This window comes from Xenorhabdus doucetiae, from assembly GCF_000968195.1.
In the GTDB taxonomy this organism is placed as follows: domain Bacteria; phylum Pseudomonadota; class Gammaproteobacteria; order Enterobacterales; family Enterobacteriaceae; genus Xenorhabdus; species Xenorhabdus doucetiae.
Genome location: NZ_FO704550.1, coordinates 1,433,523 through 1,452,230, shown reverse-complemented (window position 1 = coordinate 1,452,230; position 18,708 = coordinate 1,433,523). Strand labels below are relative to the sequence as shown.

Genomic DNA, 18,708 nt, shown 5'->3' with positions numbered 1-18,708 from the left:
GTTACCAGAAAAGATTAATCCTCACTGATTCGGCTACCCACAGCTCCCTGCTGATTTTTATATTTAGCATCCTGACGTCGGTTATAAGGCCGTTCAGCCGAGCCTGAAAGGGGTTCGAAGCTCAATGCCCCTATGACCATACCGGGACGTAAAGCTAAAGGCAGTTTGCCTGAATTGTAGAACTCCAGAACAATTTGCCCCTGCCAGCCCGGATCAATACGGTGCGCAGTCACATGAACCATCAGGCCAAGACGCGCCAGCGATGAACGCCCATCTAACCACCCGACTAAATTATCAGGCAGTGTGACAGATTCCAACGTCACTGCCAAAGCCAATTCACCGGGATGGAGGAAAAAGGCTTCTCCATCCGGCAACGTAATTTCATCGCTCATGACACGGTCCAGTGCCGCATTGACTTCTGCCTTAGGGCCACTCAAATCAATATAAGCGGCAGTATGACCACGAAAAACACGAAACTGATTCCCAAGGCACACATCAGCCGTTGCCCCATTAATGCGTTCAACAGGCGGACGAGGGGTAATTACCAGCTTACCTTCATCCAGCCATTTAATAATGTCACGGTCACAGAGTCGCATTATTTCCTCTCAAATACGATGATACTGATGAATGTCTGAACAACAGATTATTCGCAAAATTGGCCAATCTTGGCTTTTAAGATATCAATAGCCACGCGGTTTTTACCGCCACGAGGAACAATAATATCGGCATATTGTTTCGATGGCTCGATAAATTGCAGGAACATCGGGCGCACGGTTTTTTTGTATTGCTCCATAACGGAATCCAGTGAACGCCCGCGTTCATTGACATCACGCTTAATACGGCGCATCAAACAAATATCCAGTGGGGTATCGACAAAAATGGAGAAATCCAGCTCTTGGCGCAAACGCTTATCCGTTAATAGTAGAATACCTTCGAGGATAATGACTCTTTTCGGTTCAAAATGAATGGATTCGGGCTTGCGGGTGTGTTCAACGTAGTCATATTGCGGCAATTCAATGGATTTTCCGGCCTTCAATGCCTGAAGATGCTCGAATAATAAATTGTGATCCATTGAATTTGGGTGATCGTAATTAACTTTATAACGCTCTTCTATCGGGGTATGGGTTTGGTCTTTATAATAGCAATCTTCTGGAATAACGCCGATATTGTGGTCACCAACCTGAGCCCGTAATTCTTTATAAAGTGTGCTGGCAATAAGGCTTTTGCCTGAGGCGGAGGCACCTGAAATACCTACGATTGTACACTTATGTGCTTCATCAGCCATACTAAAAATAACCTGGTCAAAAAAGAAAAATAAAGTGGGAATAGGGTGTTTACTGACTCGATGTCGCTAACACCGTGTTTGGCGGATTATAGGGAGTTAATGACTTCTATTCCAGAGTAAACAAGATAAGTCTCGTTTTTTTCGATACGCTTCGCATAAAAATTCCGCAATTCTAGGCATCTGACAGAAAATATTCTACAAATAGAACCCGATACCTTTCGTTGACTGTTACAACCAAGGAAAAATAAAACACCAGAGGAGCAATGAATTAAATTAAATAATATTTAATTCATTGCCAGAAAACGCCGCTCTATCAAAAAGCATTAAACTAAAACGGCGTTTGTCGTAGGTGAGTTGCCCAGTTTCTCAAATTAAATGACGGCTTAAGTCAAACTGAGCGGAAGGAGATTTCAGTTGGGATTTTTTCGCCCTGCCAATACATCTTCGCCGAAATATTGGCCGCAATTTCACGATAAATATCCGCAAATTCGCTGTCAGGCTGGCAGCTCACGGTGGGTTCACCACGATCAAGATCTTCACGCAGTGAGATATGCAGCGGGATCTGCCCCAGTAATTGACAATGATATTTTTCTGCCAGTTTTTCTGCCCCACCAGTACCAAAAATCGGCTCATGATGACCGCAGTTGCTACAAATATGGCTGCTCATGTTCTCAATAATGCCCAACACCGGCACATTGACCTTCTGGAACATGACAATGCCTTTCATCGCATCAATCAGGGCAATGTCCTGCGGTGTTGTGATAACCAATGCCCCGGTTACCGGAATATTCTGGGACAGCGTTAACTGAATATCCCCGGTCCCCGGCGGCATATCAATCACCAAGTAATCCAGATCCGGCCACAGCGTATCTTGCAGCATCTGCATCAAGGCCTTGCTGGCCATCGGGCCACGCCATACCATCGCGTTATCATCAGTAACAAGGTAGCCGATGGAATTGGTTGCCATGCTGTGCACCATAATGGGTGCCATATGCTGACCATCTGGGGACGTCGGGCGCTCTTTGGCTGTACCCAGCATATTGGGGATGGATGGGCCATAGATATCCGCATCCAGAATGCCGACTTTTGCGCCTTCCTGTGCCAGCGCCAGCGCCAGATTCACCGCGGTACTGGATTTCCCTACACCACCTTTGCCTGAACTGACGGCCACAATATTGCGCACGCCATTGACACCCGGCAAGTTATTGGCACGGCGCAATGTGCTAATATCGTGGGTTAATCGCCATTCTACCGATTTTGCGCCCGTCGCGGATTGCAGCGGTTGAGTGAGGGCTTTCTTCAATATTTCGAAGGCGCGTTTCCAAACAAACGGCATGATTAATTCAATATGCAGTATCCCATCCAGCATGGTGCATTGGTGCAGTGCTTTCAGCGCAATTAAATCTTGCTCTAATGTTGGATGTTTGAATGTTGCCAATATCTTAGCAACCTGTTCTTTCAGCAGGTCAGGATGGGTCTGCTCGGGGGATTGTGAGTTCATCCCGGCTCCTTTTGTTTTATCTTCTTCAACCTAAAACTGTCCCGCCATCATAACAGAAGCAACGGCTTCGGATAAGGAACAAGTAAAAGTGGTGAAGATTTCGCGTTACCCTAGCGACAACGCGCCTTATCAGGTAACATCAAAAACCCTTTTCATTTTACGGAAGTCAGATCCTAACTATGTCTCACGTCGCGAATAAATTACTGGTGACCTGTGCGTTACCTTATGCTAACGGTCCAATTCATCTCGGTCATATCCTGGAACACATTCAGGCTGATATTTGGGTTCGTTATCATCGAATGCGCGGCAAAGAGGTTCACTTTGTCTGTGCCGATGATGCCCACGGTACACCCATTATGCTGAAAGCCCAACAGATTGGGGTTTCGCCAGAAGAGATGATTGCCAAGGTGAACCTAGAGCATCAGCAGGATTTTGCTGGTTTTGCCATTAGCTATGATAATTATCACTCTACGCATAGCGAAGAAAACAGAGCCCTTGCCTCTAAAATTTATCTGGAACTGAAAAAGAACGGTTACATTAAAAACCGGACGATTTCCCAATTGTATGATCCCGAGAAAGGCATGTTCCTGCCGGACCGTTTCGTTAAAGGTGCCTGTCCGAAATGTAAGGCGGAAGATCAGTATGGCGATAACTGTGAAGTCTGCGGAACCACTTATTCCCCAACGGAATTGATCAACCCGCGTTCCGTTGTCTCCGGCGCAACACCAGAAATGCGTGATACCGAGCATTTCTTTTTCGATCTGCCGGCGTTCAGCGAGATGCTGCAAAAATGGACGCGCTCCGGCACTTTGCAAGAACAAGTGGCCAATAAAATGCAAGAGTGGTTCGAAGCCGGGCTGCAACAATGGGATATTACCCGTGATTCACCTTATTTTGGCTTTGAGATCCCCGATCAGCCGGGTAAATTTTTCTATGTCTGGCTGGATGCCCCAATTGGTTATATGGGCTCGTTCCAAAATCTGTGTGATAAACGCGGTGACCTGAATTTCGATGAGTTCTGGGCGAAAGATTCAAAAGCCGATCTCTACCATTTCATCGGCAAAGATATCGTTTATTTCCACAGCCTGTTCTGGCCGGCCATGTTGGAAGGGTGTCACTACCGTAAACCCACTAACCTGTTTGTCCACGGCTATATCACGGTTAACGGCACCAAGATGTCCAAGTCCCGTGGCACCTTCATCAAAGCGGAGACTTACCTGAAACACTTTGATGCAGACTGCCTGCGCTATTACTATGCGGCGAAACTCTCTTCCCGCATTGATGATATCGATCTCAATCTGGAAGATTTTGTCCAGCGTGTGAACAGCGATGTCGTTAACAAAGTGGTCAACCTGGCTTCGCGCAATGCCGGCTTTATCAATAAACGTTTTGGCGGCAAACTGGCCGACCAACTGGCTGATCCCGCGCTGTATCAGAAATTTGTCGATGCGGCACAGGTGATTGCAGAAGACTTTACCCACCGTGAATTCGGCAAGGCCATCCGTGAAATTATGGCTCTGGCCGATCTTGCCAACCGCTATGTTGATGAACAAGCACCATGGGTTGTGGCGAAACAAGAGGGTCGTGACGCGGATCTGCAAGCGATCTGCTCAATGGGCATTAACCTGTTCCGTGTGCTGATGACGTACCTGAAACCGGTTCTGCCGGGCTTGACCACTCGTGCAGAAGCCTTCCTGAATACTGAACTGACTTGGGATGGCATCCAGCAACCCTTGCTGAACCATGACGTTTCACCCTTCAAGGCACTGTTCAATCGTATCGAAATGGCGAAAGTGGAAGCGATGATTGCGGATTCAAAAGAGAGCATCGAACCACAGAAAACCGTGACAGGTCCATTGGCAGATGATCCGATTCAGGACACCATCACCTTTGATGATTTTGCTAAGGTTGACCTGCGGATTGCCCTGATTAAACAGGCTGATTTTGTCGAAGGTTCAGATAAGTTATTGAAACTAACCCTTGATCTCGGTGGTGAAACTCGCCAAGTCTTCTCTGGTATTCGTGCCGCTTATCCTGATCCCAAGGCGTTGGAAAATCGTCTGACCGTGATGGTTGCCAACCTTGCTCCACGCAAGATGCGCTTCGGTATTTCAGAAGGGATGGTGATGGCAGCAGGCCCAGGTGGAAAAGAGATTTTCCTGTTAAGCCCAGACAGCGGCGCCCAACCCGGTATGCAGGTTAAATGATAATGGCACATCTTTAACAAAGATTATTAATTATCAAATAGATAATAAAGCGGGCTCCCCAAAAGGCCCGCTTTTTTATGTGATGTATGGCACATTTACAACGTTAGTCGTATGATAAGACCCTCGCTATATTGAGGAATAATTGATGATGTCTTTCCAAAATGTGCTGATGATAGGTTGGCAATACCTGCGCGCATTTGCGTTGCTCTATTTGTGCCTGATCGCGGGGAATATCATTTCAGCACGACTTCCTTTCTCTCTCCCCGGCAGCATTATTGGCTTACTGCTTCTGTTTTGTTTACTCGCATTCCAAATTATTCCCTCACACTGGGTAAAACCAGGCTGTAGTCTGTTGATGAAAAACATGACACTGCTCTTTTTGCCCATTGGAGTGGGGATCATGGATTATTATCCACAACTTAGCCAACAGATGCTGCCGATCCTCCTTTCTTGTGTCGTTAGTACCGTCATTGTTATGGTCGTCGTTGCTTACTGCTCCCACTATGTTCATCGTGAACGCATCATTATTGGTACTAAGCCTAAGCCGGAAGAGAAAGAAAAATGTTAAGTCATATTTGGTGGTCATTGCCGTTAACTCTGATTGTATTTTATTGTGCCAAAAAGCTGTCCGTCTGGCTCAAACTGCCGGTATTTAATCCCTTATTGATATCCATGGCCGTTATCATTCCCTTGCTGCTGATGACGCATACACCTTATGCACACTATTTTGCCGGCAGCCGGATACTGAACGATTTGTTGCAACCTGCCGTTGTCGCCTTGGCTTTCCCGCTGTATGAACAGCTACATCAAATCCGCGCCCAGTGGAAATCCATTATTAGCGTCTGTTTTATTGGCAGCATGGTCGCCATGATCACGGGGACTGCCATCGCATTATGGGCAGGTGCTACGCCTGAAATTGCCGCCTCTGTCCTGCCTAAATCAGTAACGACCCCCATTGCGATGGCGGTGGCCACTTCCATTGGCGGAATTCCTGCCATTAGCGCAGCTTGTGTCATTGCAGTCGGTATTTTGGGCGCTATTTTTGGTCACAATCTATTTAATTTTCTAAAAATAAAAACACAGGCTTCACGGGGGTTGGCAATGGGTACTGCCTCCCATGCCGTGGGAACGGCTCGCTGTGCGGAAATGGACCATATTGAAGGGGCATACAGTTCGCTGGCCTTAATGACCTGCGGCATTATTACCTCACTGATTGCACCGTTTCTATTCCCGATATTACTGCATCTGTTTGGTTAATTATTCCACAAATGACTCTGCTATTAGAGGTGAAGTGATTCATGGCTGTTGCAACCAATCATAGTGATTGGAATGGTTATGAAATCGTAACGTAAAAGTGAACAAATCCACTGAGATATTAAAAATTTGATATAAATCACTAAAATAATATCTTTATTACACCAATTTCACTAATTTTATGGTTGTTATCACATTGCAAACCTGAAAAGACGTCCTAGAATGATCTTCAATTAATATGGAGATCATTCTATGCAAGCTCGTTTTCACGCTATTTGGCCGGAAATTGCGCCCAGATTGCAAAAAGCGCTACTGCCTTATCTTGGCAGTGACGATTTTCCAGCTATGCTGACAGCAGAGCAAGTGGAAGCCATCAAACAGATCAGCGGATTTGATGAACAGGCACTGGCACTGGCTTTATTGCCGCTTGCCGCAGCCTGCTCCCTGGCGCCTATTTCTCATTTTTATGTTGGCGCAATTGCACGGGGAGAAAGCGGTAATCTCTATTTCGGTGCCAATATGGAATTTGCCGGCGTTCCCTTACAGCAAACCGTTCATGCAGAGCAATCCGCCATCACGCATGCTTGGCTGCGTGGGGAGAGAAAGCTGGTTTCCATCACGATCAACTATTCACCCTGCGGTCATTGCCGGCAATTTATGAATGAATTGAACAGTGGAACACAATTGGCAGTTTACCTGCCCAACCGTCCACAGTTAACGTTGGCCGACTACCTGCCGGAAGCCTTTGGCCCGTGTGATTTGGCCGATACGCCATTATTGCTGGATACGGTTAATCACGGCTATTCATTGGCGACCCGCGACGAATTGGTTCAGGCAGCACTGGAGGCAGCGAACCGTAGCCATGCACCTTATAGCCAATCCCATGCCGGCATTGCCCTGCTGGATGAACAAGGGAAAATTTATACCGGCCGTTATGCGGAAAATGCTGCATTTAATCCGAGTTTGCCACCCTTACAGGCAGCGCTGATAGTGATGAATATGGCAGGTGGAAATTGTCAATCCATAAAACGAGCGGTATTGGTGGAAAACGGAAATAGCCATTTATCACAATGGAGTGCGACGGAATCCACATTAACTGCTCTTGGCTGTACAAAAGTAGAACGGTACACATTTTAAGCATATACGCCCTAAAAGCAAAAATTGAATAACTTAACAAAATAGCAACCTTACCCCCGATTAGTATCCAAGGGGGCAAAATAAAATATTTAGTAACATTTTATTAGCTAATTCTGTATGTTATCTCTCATTTTTGCTCATGATAATGATAACTAAGTAACATTTACTGTACTTATTTTTCTTATCTTCTTAGGATCTATAACCGATTTTGTCATTAATAAGTTCGAAGAGTAAGCATCATGGAACTGGAACACGAAAGCAAACGTCCTCTCTATATTCCCTACGCTGGCCCTATCCTGTTGGAATTTCCTCTGTTGAATAAAGGCAGTGCCTTTACAGAAGAAGAACGCAGTCATTTCAACTTGCACGGCTTACTGCCACAAACCGTTGAAACCATAGAAGAACAGGCCGAACGCGCCTACCGCCAATATCGCGATTTCAAAAATGACACCGATAAACACATTTATTTAAGGAATATTCAGGATACCAACGAAACGCTGTTTTACCGGCTCCTTGACGCCCACCTCAGCGAAATGATGCCGATTATCTACACGCCAACCGTTGGGGCAGCCTGCGAACACTTTTCTGACATTTACCGCCGTGCCCGTGGCTTGTTTATCTCCTACCCAAACCGGGATTACATTGATGACATGCTGCAAAATGCTACCAAGCAGAATGTCAAAGTTATCGTGGTTACTGATGGTGAGCGCATTCTTGGTTTGGGTGATCAGGGCATCGGCGGCATGGGGATTCCTATCGGTAAACTGTCATTGTATACCTCCTGTGGCGGGATCAGCCCGGCTTATACCCTGCCCGTGGTGCTGGATGTCGGGACTAATAACCCACAACGCCTCAATGACCCTCTCTACATGGGCTGGCGTCATCCACGCATTACCGGCAAAGAGTACGATGAATTTGTGGATGAATTTATTCAGGCCGTGAAACGTCGCTGGCCTAACGTACTGCTGCAATTTGAAGATTTTGCCCAGAACAATGCCATGCCGCTGTTGACCCGTTATCGCGATGAGCTTTGTTGTTTCAATGATGATATCCAAGGCACCGCCGCCGTTGCCTTGGGTAGCCTGATTGCCGCCAGCCATGCCGCAGGTCACCAATTGAAAGATCAAACGGTGGCATTTCTGGGTGCCGGCTCCGCGGGCTGTGGTATTGCAGAACAGATCATTGCCCAGATGAAATCGGAAGGATTGAGTGATGAACAGGCGCGTGCCCGTGTGTTTATGGTTGACCGCTTCGGTCTCCTGACTGACAAGCTGCCAAACTTACTGGATTTCCAAAGTGCCTTGGTACAAAAAAGCACGGCCTTGCAATCATGGGATGTCACCAACGATTCTCTCTCATTAATGGATGTGGTTCGCAATGCCAAGCCGACTGTCCTGATTGGTGTTTCCGGACAGTCAGGTCTGTTCTCTGAAGAAATTATCCGTGAAATGCACAAACATTGTGAACGCCCAATCGTAATGCCGCTGTCCAACCCAACATCGCGGGTGGAAGCCCGCCCGGAAGACATCATCAACTGGACAAACGGCCAAGCGCTGGTCGCAACAGGCAGCCCGTTTGCCCCTGTGAAATATGATGGTCAGGAATACCCCATCGCACAATGTAACAACTCCTATATCTTCCCGGGGATCGGTTTAGGCGTTATCGCTGCCGGTGCCAAGCGCGTCACCGATGATATGTTGATGGCGGCCAGCCGCACGTTGGCGGATTGTTCACCGCTGGCACAGACAGGCTCTGGCCCGTTGTTGCCGCTGATTGATGACATCCAGGATGTCTCCCGCAAGATAGCCAAAGAAGTGGCGAAAAAAGCCCAAATTCAAGGCGTCGCGGTGGTGACATCGGAAGATGCACTGGATGAAGCGATTGAGCGCAATTTCTGGAAACCAGAATATCGCATCTATAAACGCACTTCATTCTGATCATCTCTGTGATAAGCCTGTCAATCTTATTGGCAGGCTTTAAAAATAACCTAAAAAACTCACCAGTTAAACTATCACTCACCTCTCAGCATTGAATCAGATGAGTTCTGATATACTCCAGCGAAAACTTGCTTCGCTATTTCAAGTCAAGTAGCCTTTAGGACAATTAATTCATCAGCACATATCACTTTTAAGGCAAACAAAAATCATGTGGAAACGCTTGATTACGGGTTTCATTTTTATCATTGCTGCCCTGATATTGACAGCTATTATGCTTGATCGTTGGATTAGCTGGAAAACCGCCCCTTACATTTTTGATGATCTCAGACAACTTCCTGAACGGGAAGTCGGTATGGTACTTGGCACATCTAAATATTATAAGACGGGTAAATATAACCAATATTATTTCTACCGAATTCAAGGTGCCGCTAATGCTTACAACAGTGGAAAAGTCAAATACCTGCTATTGAGTGGGGATAACGCCCAACATAATTATAATGAACCCATTACCATGCGGAAGGATTTGATCAAGGCAGGCGTTCCGGCCAGTAGCATTGTCATGGATTTTGCCGGTTTCAGAACACTGGACTCAGTTGTCAGAACCCGAAAGGTGTTTGATACCAATGACTTTACTATCATCACCCAGCGCTTCCATTGCGAACGAGCGCTGTTTATCGCCATGCACTTTGGTATAGAAGCACAATGTTATGTCGTTCCCTCCCCGAAAAATATGATGACAATTCGTCTCAGGGAAGTATTGGCGCGTCTCGGTGCCTTAACTGACCTCTATATTTTAAAACGTGAACCGCGCTTTTTAGGCCCATTAACGCCCATTCCTGCGCCACATACCATACCAACAGGAATTCAAGGTTATCCTGCGGTATCACCGGAAGAATTGCAGGAATTAGAAAGAAAGCCACAAAAGAAATAAGCATGGAGTTGCAGTTTACCTAAAAACGGAAACTGCAACTTAAAATCTGTCAAACCTTACCAGCCAATTTTGCGGTTAAACCGCGCCAGAGTTTTTCCATCGGCCCCTGAGAATAATGTTTCAACCACCAGCAAGCAAACCCGATATTCAATGCCCAGATAAAGGGAATAAATGCCATCAACTCTAAACGACTAAACTGCCCAAATAATTCAAAGCGATAAAAAAGTGTGGTGCAAATCAGTGTTTGCAGTAAGTAGCTGCTCAGGGCCATTTTCCCGACCTGCCGGAGCCAAAACGCGATTTTCCAATGTGAAATAGCGGGCCAAAATCCATAAATTAACGCGATATAAGCCAATGCCAGTAACGGTGTTGCCAATTCGGTAATGGTATAACGAACCGTCCATGAAGCAAAATAACTGTAGGGATATAAATATTGTATCGACAAAGCAATACATTGAATCGCCATACCCGCAGGCAGCAGGCATAACGCCAGCCGGCGGTAATGCCTGCGACTGAATTTCCCTTTTAACCAACCATTGCGCAATAACATGGCGCCACAAAGCATCACTCCCACTATTTGCCAACCGTATTGCACAACCACCACAATCATCGCGCCGCTTATTTGGCGAATACGATATTCTATCGCTAATAATCCACCATAGGTTTTCCAGTAGCTTTCATGAAAAATATCCTCCGCTGTAGGTTGCCAGAATGAATTATTTTCCCCTAGAGGAAACAACCCCAGAAGATAAAACATCATCACGCCGAACAAATAGCACGTTGCTGCGGTACTAAATAGCTTTTGTCGGGTATTGATAAAATGCCATGCCAATAAGCCAACAATGCCATATGGCAACAAGATATCGCCATCCCACAGCAAGACTCCGTGCAACAAACCAATAACAGCCAAAACCAGTAGCCTGGGAATATTCCAGTCACGCCCCCGCTGCCGGAGCAATTCGAGTGATGCACCAAACAACAATGTCAAGATGAACAGAAATTTGCCCTGAGTAAAGGCATTCAATACCGACCATGTCATTACATCAGAAAATGAGACTGAATCTTTATAAAACAGATTCATATAAGCTGCATAGGGCAAAGCAAAACTGGAAATATTCAGCAACAATATTCCCAAAATGGCAAAACCACGCACGCTATCCAGCACCTCAATCCTCTGATGTACGCCCCCATTACAACTGTGTTTCATGGTAATAGAAATTCATCATGGTAAATGTAGGGGACGCACGGCACGCAGAAATTCCTGTCGTGTATTCTGGCTGGTTTTAAATAACCCGCCCAGAGATGTTGTCGTCGTGGTGCTGGTGGCATCGCGAATGCCACGCGCTTTCACACAATAATGGACCGCATCAATGGATACAGCGACATTATTCGTGCCAAGCAGGGTTTGTAGTGCAATCAGGATCTGCTGTGTCAAACGCTCCTGCACTTGCGGACGCTGCGCAAAAAACTGCACAATCCGGTTAATCTTCGACAAACCAATCACTTTATCCTTAGGGATATACGCCACCGTGGCTTTGCCATCAATGGTGACAAAATGGTGTTCACAGGTGCTGGTCATCGTAATATCACGCACGGTCACCATTTCATCCACTTTCATTTTATTTTCTATCAGGGTAATTTTCGGAAAATTTTTATAATTCAACCCTGAAAATATCTCATCCACATACATTTTCGCGATACGACTGGGTGTATCCGCCAAACTGTCATCACTCAAATCGAGATTCAACAGCTTCATAATTTCTGTCATGTGTTCCTCAATGCGCACCTTGCGCACCTCTGGCTCCAAAGTTTGTTCACGCAATGGGGTTTCAAGACCACGGGCAACCAGTGCCGAATGCACCAGTTCAGCTTCTGTACTTAGGGATGACATCAGTTTCTCCAAGGGAATATTTTCCGTTACCTAAGGGAAATAAGGATGCTTATTTTACGCAGATATCCACGAATGTGACACTACACAATATCGATTTATTTATCTTGTTTTGCGCCGATATCGTCTTCGTGCACAACATACCTGTCGTACTTCAAGATAGATTGATTATCTCCCCTTGGCGTGGGGAGATAATCAGCGGCTTTTATCTGCGAGCGGCAACTTGAAGTTTATAGGGTCTATATTCCCCACAACTATACCTGTAGATCATCCATATCAATGCAGCGAATCAGGCGGGTTTACGCGGCGTATTGGTGCGATAAAATACCAAGGCCCCGGCAATGAGCAACCCAATAAATGCAATATACAACGCCGGTTCCAGTTTGCCTGTCAGCCATGTTGAAATGGCGGATAACATTGGCCCGACCAGTTGCCCCAGCGCATAACCTGTGGTCAGCAATCCCGCCATATAACGCGCATGATGAGGCGCCAGTTCACGGCCATACTGCAAAGCCAGTTGCACCACACACATAAATCCACCGCCTACCAGCAAAGCCCCCGTCATCAAGCCACCAATGCCCCGCACCATTTCCGCAATCAAAATACCCAGCGCCTGAAACCATAATGTCACTGCCAGACGGATTTGAGCGGTTGCGACATTACGCAGCAAAATGCCCAACATAATGCCAATGACTGAGGCACCCCCAAATATTGGCCAGACAAATTGGGCAAACAAGCTATCAGGAAAACGCGCTGTCGCCATTTGAGAAAGAAAGGTCGCCGGCAAAATATAGCCAAAGCCAGCCAGACTATAACTCCATACCAATCGCTTGATTTCCGGTGTCAGACTCAATGCCTGGATCGCCGTTTGCGGACGGTGCAATTCCCCGCTGCGAGGAAGATAGCGACTGATATAAAGGCTGAATAATAGCGCTAAAATGCCATATAACATCCACGCACTGGCTGCGCTCATCTGCCAGGATTGAACCCCAACTGCCAGCATGCCGCTGATAAAGATCCCGACGCCTGTGCCAGAGAAAACCGCCGCACTCAATCCCGGACGATTCAGTTTTCCCAACTCCTCATTCGCCCACGCAGCGACCAGTACCAACGTCCAGCCACTGGCCCAGCCAATAAAAAAACGGGCAATACTGTGCAATATCGGCCCATCCAATAAGGCGGAAAGCAAAGTTATTATGACGGCTCCCCATAATCCGCTCCATAAACGGTATTCCACAAAACGTTGCGCCCGCATGGCATCATAAGAACCCGCCAGATAACCGAGATAATTGAATGCGGCAACGATGCCGGCACTCGTCAAGGTGAGTTGGGATTGTGCGATCATCAATGGAACTTGTGGGGTAAAGGTGAAGCGCCCTATTCCCATGGCAACAACTAACGCAAGGAAACCGCTTAATGCAATCTGGAAGGCTTGATAGTGACGATGATGAGAGATAACAGTTTGATTTTTCATAGTGATCAACGAGTAGTGGAATGAATTGTTTGAGTTAGCATTGTTCAGCCATAACAAATAATATATATAATATATATCTTTTATTAACAATGTGTTTCTCTGTGACAATCCGCCTTTCCTGTCATTCCCCATCAAGGCAATCTTTGCCATAATGCCCCGAATACCAGCATAAACACGTGTCCGTAATCTGTGAGAATGGCAATTTGCGGCATATAGGGAGTTTGTTATGGATCACTGTCATACCTCAGACTTAATTTCACTTGAGCAAGCACGGGAAAAATTACTGGTACAAACTGTCCCCCTGACTTGCAGAGAAACCCTTAACCTGACCGAATCTGCGGGTCGAATTACCGCCACTGATATCATTTCCCCGATCAACGTTCCCTCTTTTGATAACTCAGCGATGGATGGTTATGCCATTCGCCTTGCCGATCTTCATGACAAGCAGACTTTGCCCGTAGCAGGCAAAGCGCTGGCGGGCGCGCCGTTTCAGGGAGCATGGCCGGCTGGCAGTTGCATCCGCATTATGACCGGTGCCCCGGTGCCTCCCGGTACGGATGCCGTGGTAATGCAGGAACACACCGAAGTGACTGAAACCGGCATCCGATTCACCCATCCGGTCAAATCAGGGCAAAACATCCGTACTATTGGGGAAGATATCACGCAAAATTCAGTGGTATTGCCAAAGGGAACCCAGCTCTCCACCGCACAATTACCGCTGCTGGCTTCACTGGGTATTGCAACGGTTGATGTGGTGCGCAAACTGAAAGTGGCCCTTTTTTCGACCGGTGACGAGTTACAAGCCATCGGTAAACCCTTGCAGGCAGGTCAAATTTACGATACTAACCGATTTGCGATTCGCCTGATGCTGGAAAAACTGGGCTGTGAAATTATCGACTTGGGCGTGATCCGCGATGATCCCAATACGTTGCGCCAAACCTTTATCGACGCAGATAAACACGCGGATTTAGTGATCAGCAGCGGTGGCGTTTCGGTGGGTGAAGCAGATTACACCAAACAGGTGTTAGATGAAGTGGGAAAAATCAGTTTCTGGAAACTCGCTATTAAGCCGGGTAAACCCTTTGCCTTTGGTCAATTGGAACATGCCTGGTTCTGCGGCTTGCCGGGCAATCCCGTGTCTGCCGTGCTCACGTTTTATCAACTGGTGCAACCGCTGATTGCGCATTTATCGGGGTTTACCGCATGGCAACCCCCGATGCGTCTGACGGCCAAGACGACGACGCCTTTGAAGAAATCCCCCGGCAGGCTGGATTTTCAACGCGGTATGGCTTCCCTGAATGCACAGGGAGAGTTAGCAGTGCAAACCACAGGGCATCAAGGTTCGCATATCTTTAGTTCATATAGCCTCGGTAACTGTTTTATTGTTTTGGAACGGGAACGTGGGCACGTTGCGATCGGTGAAACAGTGCAAATCGAATTTTTCAACCACTTATTGAAAAATCAGTAAGATAATTTCAAGAAGATAGCGAAAAATGACCGTTGAACTGACCAATGAAGAAATGTTGCGTTATAACCGACAAATTGTCTTACGTGGTTTCGACTTCGACGGGCAGGAAAGATTAAAATCGGCTAAGGTGTTAATAGTGGGGATGGGCGGCCTCGGTTGCGCGGCGGCCCAATACCTCGCCGCAGCAGGGATTGGCACCCTGACCCTGCTGGATTTTGATACCGTTTCCCTTTCCAATCTGCAACGGCAGATCCTCCATCGTGATGCGTGCATTGGGTTGGCAAAAGTGGATTCTGCGGCGCTGACCCTGCGGGAGATCAATCCCCATATCCGCATCAATCCGGTTGACGGGCGTTTGGATGATCCGGCGCTGGATAAGTTAGTGAGCCAACACGAAATAGTGCTCGACTGTACGGATAATGTTGCCATTCGCGAACAACTGAATCGACTGTGTTATGGCCGCAAGATACCGTTGGTTTCGGGGGCGGCAATCCGTATGGAAGGCCAGCTTGCTGTTTTTACTTACCAGCCGCAAGCGCCTTGTTATCGCTGCCTGAGTCGCTTGTTCGGTGAAAACCGCCTGACGTGTGTTGAAGCGGGCGTTATGGCACCCTTGGTCGGCACGATCGGCTCGTTACAGGCGATGGAAGCCATTAAATTACTGGCGCAATACGGGCAAATCGATCACGGCAAAGTCTTGCTTTTCGATGCCATGACCATGCAGTTTCGCCAAATCACGTTGCCGAAAGATCCGCGGTGTGAGGTTTGTCAATCGTAAGACGAAAGCGGCTGATTATCTCCCCGCGCTGCGGGGGAGATAATCGGTCATCATGCGATTTATTCGGCAATATTACTCAACAATCCCCTGACTTCCCAGATATTCATCATAAGAGCCTTTAAAATCAATCACTTTATCGGATTTGATTTCCAGAATACGGCTCGCCAGTGAACTGACAAAGGCACGGTCATGAGAGACGAAAATCAGCGTTCCCTGATAAAGTTCCAGTGCCAGGTTCAAGGATTCAATCGATTCCATATCCAGGTGGTTGGTCGGTTCATCCATCAACAGAATATTAGGCTTGTGCATCATCAGCTTACCAAACAGCATCCGGCCTTGCTCACCACCGGAAAGTACACCGACTTTCTTCTTGATATCATCCTGCCCGAACAGCAAGCGGCCGAGAATACCGCGCACGGCCTGCTCATCATCCCCTTCGCGCTTCCATTGGCTCATCCACTCAAATACCGTCATATCACAGTTAAAATCGCTGGCATGATCCTGCGCATAATAGCCAATGGTGCTGTTTTCCGACCATTTCACCGTGCCGCTGCTTGGGTTTTCTTCCCCAACCAGCGTTTTCAGGAAGGTGGTTTTACCGATACCGTTTTCACCGATCACCGCCACTTTTTCGCCTACTTCCAGCAGCAGATTAAGATTTTTGAATAATGGTTCCTTATCGTAACCCTTGGTCAAACCTTCCAATTCCAGTGCATTACGGAACAGTTTTTTCTCCTGTTCAAAGCGAATATAAGGATTTTGACGGCTGGAAGCCTTCACTTCTTCCAACTGGATCTTATCAATTTGACGGGCGCGGGACGTCGCCTGTTTAGACTTGGAAGCATTGGCGCTGAAACGGCTGACGAATGACTGCAATTCGGCAATCTGCGCCTTTTTCTTGGCATTATCTGCCATCAGGCGTTCGCGAGCTTGTGTTGCAGCGATCATATATTCATCATAGTTACCGGGGAACAAACGCAGTTCACCGTAATCCAGATCGGCCATATGTGTACATACCGTATTCAGGAAATGACGGTCATGGGAAATAATGATCATGGTACTGTTACGGTCATTGAGCACTTGCTCCAACCAGCGGATGGTATCGATATCCAGGTTGTTGGTTGGCTCATCAAGCAGCAGGACGTCAGGGTTGGAAAACAGGGCTTGCGCCAGCAATACGCGCAATTTCCAGCCCGGCGCCACGGCACTCATCAAGCCATAATGCTGCTCTACGGGAATGCCGACACCCAGCAATAATTCGCCGGCACGCGCTTCTGCGCTGTAACCATCCATCTCACCATACGCGACTTCCAAATCAGCGACCCGATAGCCATCTTCTTCGCTCATTTCTGCCATCGCATAAATGCGGTCACGTTCCTGTTTGACTTCCCACAGCTCCGTGTGCCCCATGATGACGGTATCCAACACGGTATATTCTTCGAAAGCGAACTGATCCTGGCGCAATTTACCCAAACGCTCATTCGGGTCAAGGCTGACATTACCGGAAGTTGGGGCTAAATCTCCGCCCAGGATTTTCATGAACGTCGATTTACCTGCCCCATTCGCGCCAATCAAACCATACCGGTTGCCGTTGCCGAATTTGACAGAAATATTTTCAAACAGTGGCTTACTGCCAAACTGCATAGTGATGTTGTTTGTACTTAACACAACTGTTGCTCTTAAAGTGGATAAAAAAGGGAGATTATGAAATCGATAGCCACGCATTATGCCACAACAGGCAAATATAGAACAAAAAATAGTACTGTTATAGACTGCTCTCTGGACTGTACGGCTTAACAATTTGATATACCGGAAAATACAATGCAAAAAGTAAGATGGGGTATTATAGGTTGTGGTGATGTCACGGAAGTAAAGAGTGGCCCGGCTTTTTATAAATTGGAGAATGCTGAATTAGTTGCCGTCATGCGGCGCAATGCAGATTTGGCTAAAGATTTTGCCGAACGGCACAATATCAGAAAATGGTATTCAGACGCCGAGTCTTTGATTAATGATCCGGAAATTGATGCCGTTTATATTGCGACCCCGCCCTCGACCCATAAAGAATATACTATTTTGGCAGCACAGGCCGGAAAAAGTGTTTATGTTGAAAAACCGATGGCATTAACCTTCGAAGAATGCAACGAAATGATTGCCATCTGCCGATTTCAAAAAGTTTCGCTGTTTGTCGCTTATTATCGCAGGGCGTTACCCCGATTTATCAAAATAAAAGAATTAATTGATTCCGGCGCAATTGGTATACCACGAATTGTCAACTGCATGTTATTCAGAGAAATGGCTTCACTCTATCAAGATCCTGATAATTTGCCGTGGTTTGTGAAACCAGAAATATCGGGTGGAGGCTTATTTGTTGATTTAGCTTGCCACACGCTCGATATATTGGATTTTCTGCTGGGTAAAATTATTTCAGTGAAAGGACATGCTAATTCACAGGCAAAAGCCTATCCTGCCGAAGATTGTGTTTCCATGTCATTTATGTTCGAGAATCATATTCAAGGTGTAGGTATTTGGAATTTTGCCGCCGGTTCCCGCGAGGATAAAGTCGAAATTATCGGTACAAAAGGAAAAATCATTTTTGCCACATTTGGTCATTCTCCCATTTCCTACTATGACGAAAATAACCAACTGCATCAGTATCCTTTCGAAAACCCAAAACATATTCAAATGCCACTTATTCAAACCGTGATTAATGACCTACAGGGCAATGGCTGTTGTCCATCCAACGGGGAATCAGCCGCCCGTACCAGTTGGGTGATTGATGAAGTTTTAAAAGAATATCGGGCGGCTGCAAATACGATTTCCCAATAATATTACAGCCAGCATTAGCTGG

At 46.8% G+C, this 18,708-nt stretch carries 16 protein-coding genes; 9 read left to right on the top strand and 7 right to left on the bottom strand.

Going from position 1 to position 18,708, the window contains the following annotated elements; genetic code table 11:
- Positions 1-14: 14 nt before the first annotated feature.
- The 3 genes from dcd to apbC form a co-directional block, all read right to left on the bottom strand.
- Positions 15-596, bottom strand: coding sequence for a dCTP deaminase (gene dcd / locus XDD1_RS06735; RefSeq protein WP_045969800.1), 582 nt, complete (start codon positions 594-596; stop codon positions 15-17).
- A gap of 47 nt (positions 597-643) precedes the next feature.
- Positions 644-1,285, bottom strand: a complete 642-nt coding sequence (gene udk / locus XDD1_RS06730) for a uridine kinase (RefSeq protein WP_045969799.1) — start codon at positions 1,283-1,285, stop codon at positions 644-646.
- Between the two features lie 388 nt (positions 1,286-1,673).
- On the bottom strand, positions 1,674-2,786 hold the full coding sequence (gene apbC, locus XDD1_RS06725; protein WP_045969797.1) for an iron-sulfur cluster carrier protein ApbC: 1,113 nt from the start codon (positions 2,784-2,786) through the stop codon (positions 1,674-1,676).
- Between the two features lie 179 nt (positions 2,787-2,965).
- On the opposite strand from apbC, the gene metG reads away from it, so the two are divergent.
- The 6 genes from metG (at position 2,966) to sanA (ending at position 10,252) form a co-directional block, all read left to right on the top strand.
- A complete protein-coding gene (metG, locus tag XDD1_RS06720) occupies positions 2,966-4,993 on the top strand; it encodes a methionine--tRNA ligase (protein ID WP_045969795.1) in 2,028 nt (675 codons plus the stop codon).
- 148 nt (positions 4,994-5,141) lie between these two features.
- Positions 5,142-5,561, top strand: coding sequence for a CidA/LrgA family protein (locus XDD1_RS06715; RefSeq protein ID WP_045973371.1), 420 nt, complete (start codon positions 5,142-5,144; stop codon positions 5,559-5,561).
- Complete coding sequence (locus XDD1_RS06710) at positions 5,555-6,250, top strand: CidB/LrgB family autolysis modulator (RefSeq protein WP_045969793.1); 696 nt, start codon at positions 5,555-5,557, stop codon at positions 6,248-6,250. Before XDD1_RS06715 ends, XDD1_RS06710 begins: the two co-directional genes overlap by 7 nt.
- Before the next feature lie 249 nt (positions 6,251-6,499).
- Positions 6,500-7,384 carry a cytidine deaminase gene (gene cdd / locus XDD1_RS06705; RefSeq protein WP_045969791.1) on the top strand — a complete coding sequence of 295 codons (885 nt, stop codon included), beginning with the start codon at positions 6,500-6,502 and terminating at the stop codon, positions 7,382-7,384.
- 239 nt (positions 7,385-7,623) lie between these two features.
- Entirely contained in the window at positions 7,624-9,321 is a 1,698-nt protein-coding gene (locus XDD1_RS06700; protein WP_045969790.1) for an NAD-dependent malic enzyme, read from the top strand.
- A gap of 208 nt (positions 9,322-9,529) precedes the next feature.
- Positions 9,530-10,252: an outer membrane permeability protein SanA gene (gene sanA, locus XDD1_RS06695; protein ID WP_045969788.1), complete on the top strand. Its 723-nt coding sequence runs from the start codon at positions 9,530-9,532 to the stop codon at positions 10,250-10,252.
- Positions 10,253-10,301: 49 nt separating this feature from the next.
- Here the strand turns inward: sanA and yeiB are convergent, their stop codons facing one another.
- From yeiB to XDD1_RS06680, 3 genes are all read right to left on the bottom strand, one after another.
- Positions 10,302-11,459 carry a DUF418 domain-containing protein YeiB gene (yeiB, locus tag XDD1_RS06690; RefSeq protein WP_045969786.1) on the bottom strand — a complete coding sequence of 386 codons (1,158 nt, stop codon included), beginning with the start codon at positions 11,457-11,459 and terminating at the stop codon, positions 10,302-10,304.
- Positions 11,460-11,474: 15 nt separating this feature from the next.
- The gene (gene folE, locus XDD1_RS06685; RefSeq protein WP_045969784.1) at positions 11,475-12,143 is read right to left on the bottom strand and encodes a GTP cyclohydrolase I FolE; all 669 of its coding nucleotides are present in this window, start codon (positions 12,141-12,143) and stop codon (positions 11,475-11,477) included.
- A 286-nt stretch (positions 12,144-12,429) separates the two neighbouring features.
- Positions 12,430-13,614, bottom strand: a complete 1,185-nt coding sequence (locus tag XDD1_RS06680) for a YbfB/YjiJ family MFS transporter (RefSeq protein ID WP_045973370.1) — start codon at positions 13,612-13,614, stop codon at positions 12,430-12,432.
- 226 nt (positions 13,615-13,840) lie between these two features.
- Here XDD1_RS06680 and moeA point away from each other — a divergent pair, with 226 nt between their 5' ends.
- Together moeA and moeB are read left to right on the top strand one after the other, a co-directional pair.
- Entirely contained in the window at positions 13,841-15,082 is a 1,242-nt protein-coding gene (moeA, locus tag XDD1_RS06675) for a molybdopterin molybdotransferase MoeA (RefSeq protein ID WP_045969782.1), read from the top strand.
- A gap of 25 nt (positions 15,083-15,107) precedes the next feature.
- On the top strand, positions 15,108-15,860 hold the full coding sequence (moeB, locus tag XDD1_RS06670; RefSeq protein WP_045969780.1) for a molybdopterin-synthase adenylyltransferase MoeB: 753 nt from the start codon (positions 15,108-15,110) through the stop codon (positions 15,858-15,860).
- 72 nt (positions 15,861-15,932) lie between these two features.
- Here moeB and XDD1_RS06665 read toward each other — a convergent pair whose 3' ends face one another.
- The gene (locus XDD1_RS06665; protein WP_408068290.1) at positions 15,933-17,504 is read right to left on the bottom strand and encodes an ABC-F family ATPase; all 1,572 of its coding nucleotides are present in this window, start codon (positions 17,502-17,504) and stop codon (positions 15,933-15,935) included.
- Between the two features lie 177 nt (positions 17,505-17,681).
- Between XDD1_RS06665 and XDD1_RS06660 the strand changes: the two genes are divergently transcribed.
- Complete coding sequence (locus XDD1_RS06660; protein ID WP_045969772.1) at positions 17,682-18,686, top strand: Gfo/Idh/MocA family protein; 1,005 nt, start codon at positions 17,682-17,684, stop codon at positions 18,684-18,686.
- The last annotated feature ends 22 nt before the right edge of the window (positions 18,687-18,708 follow it).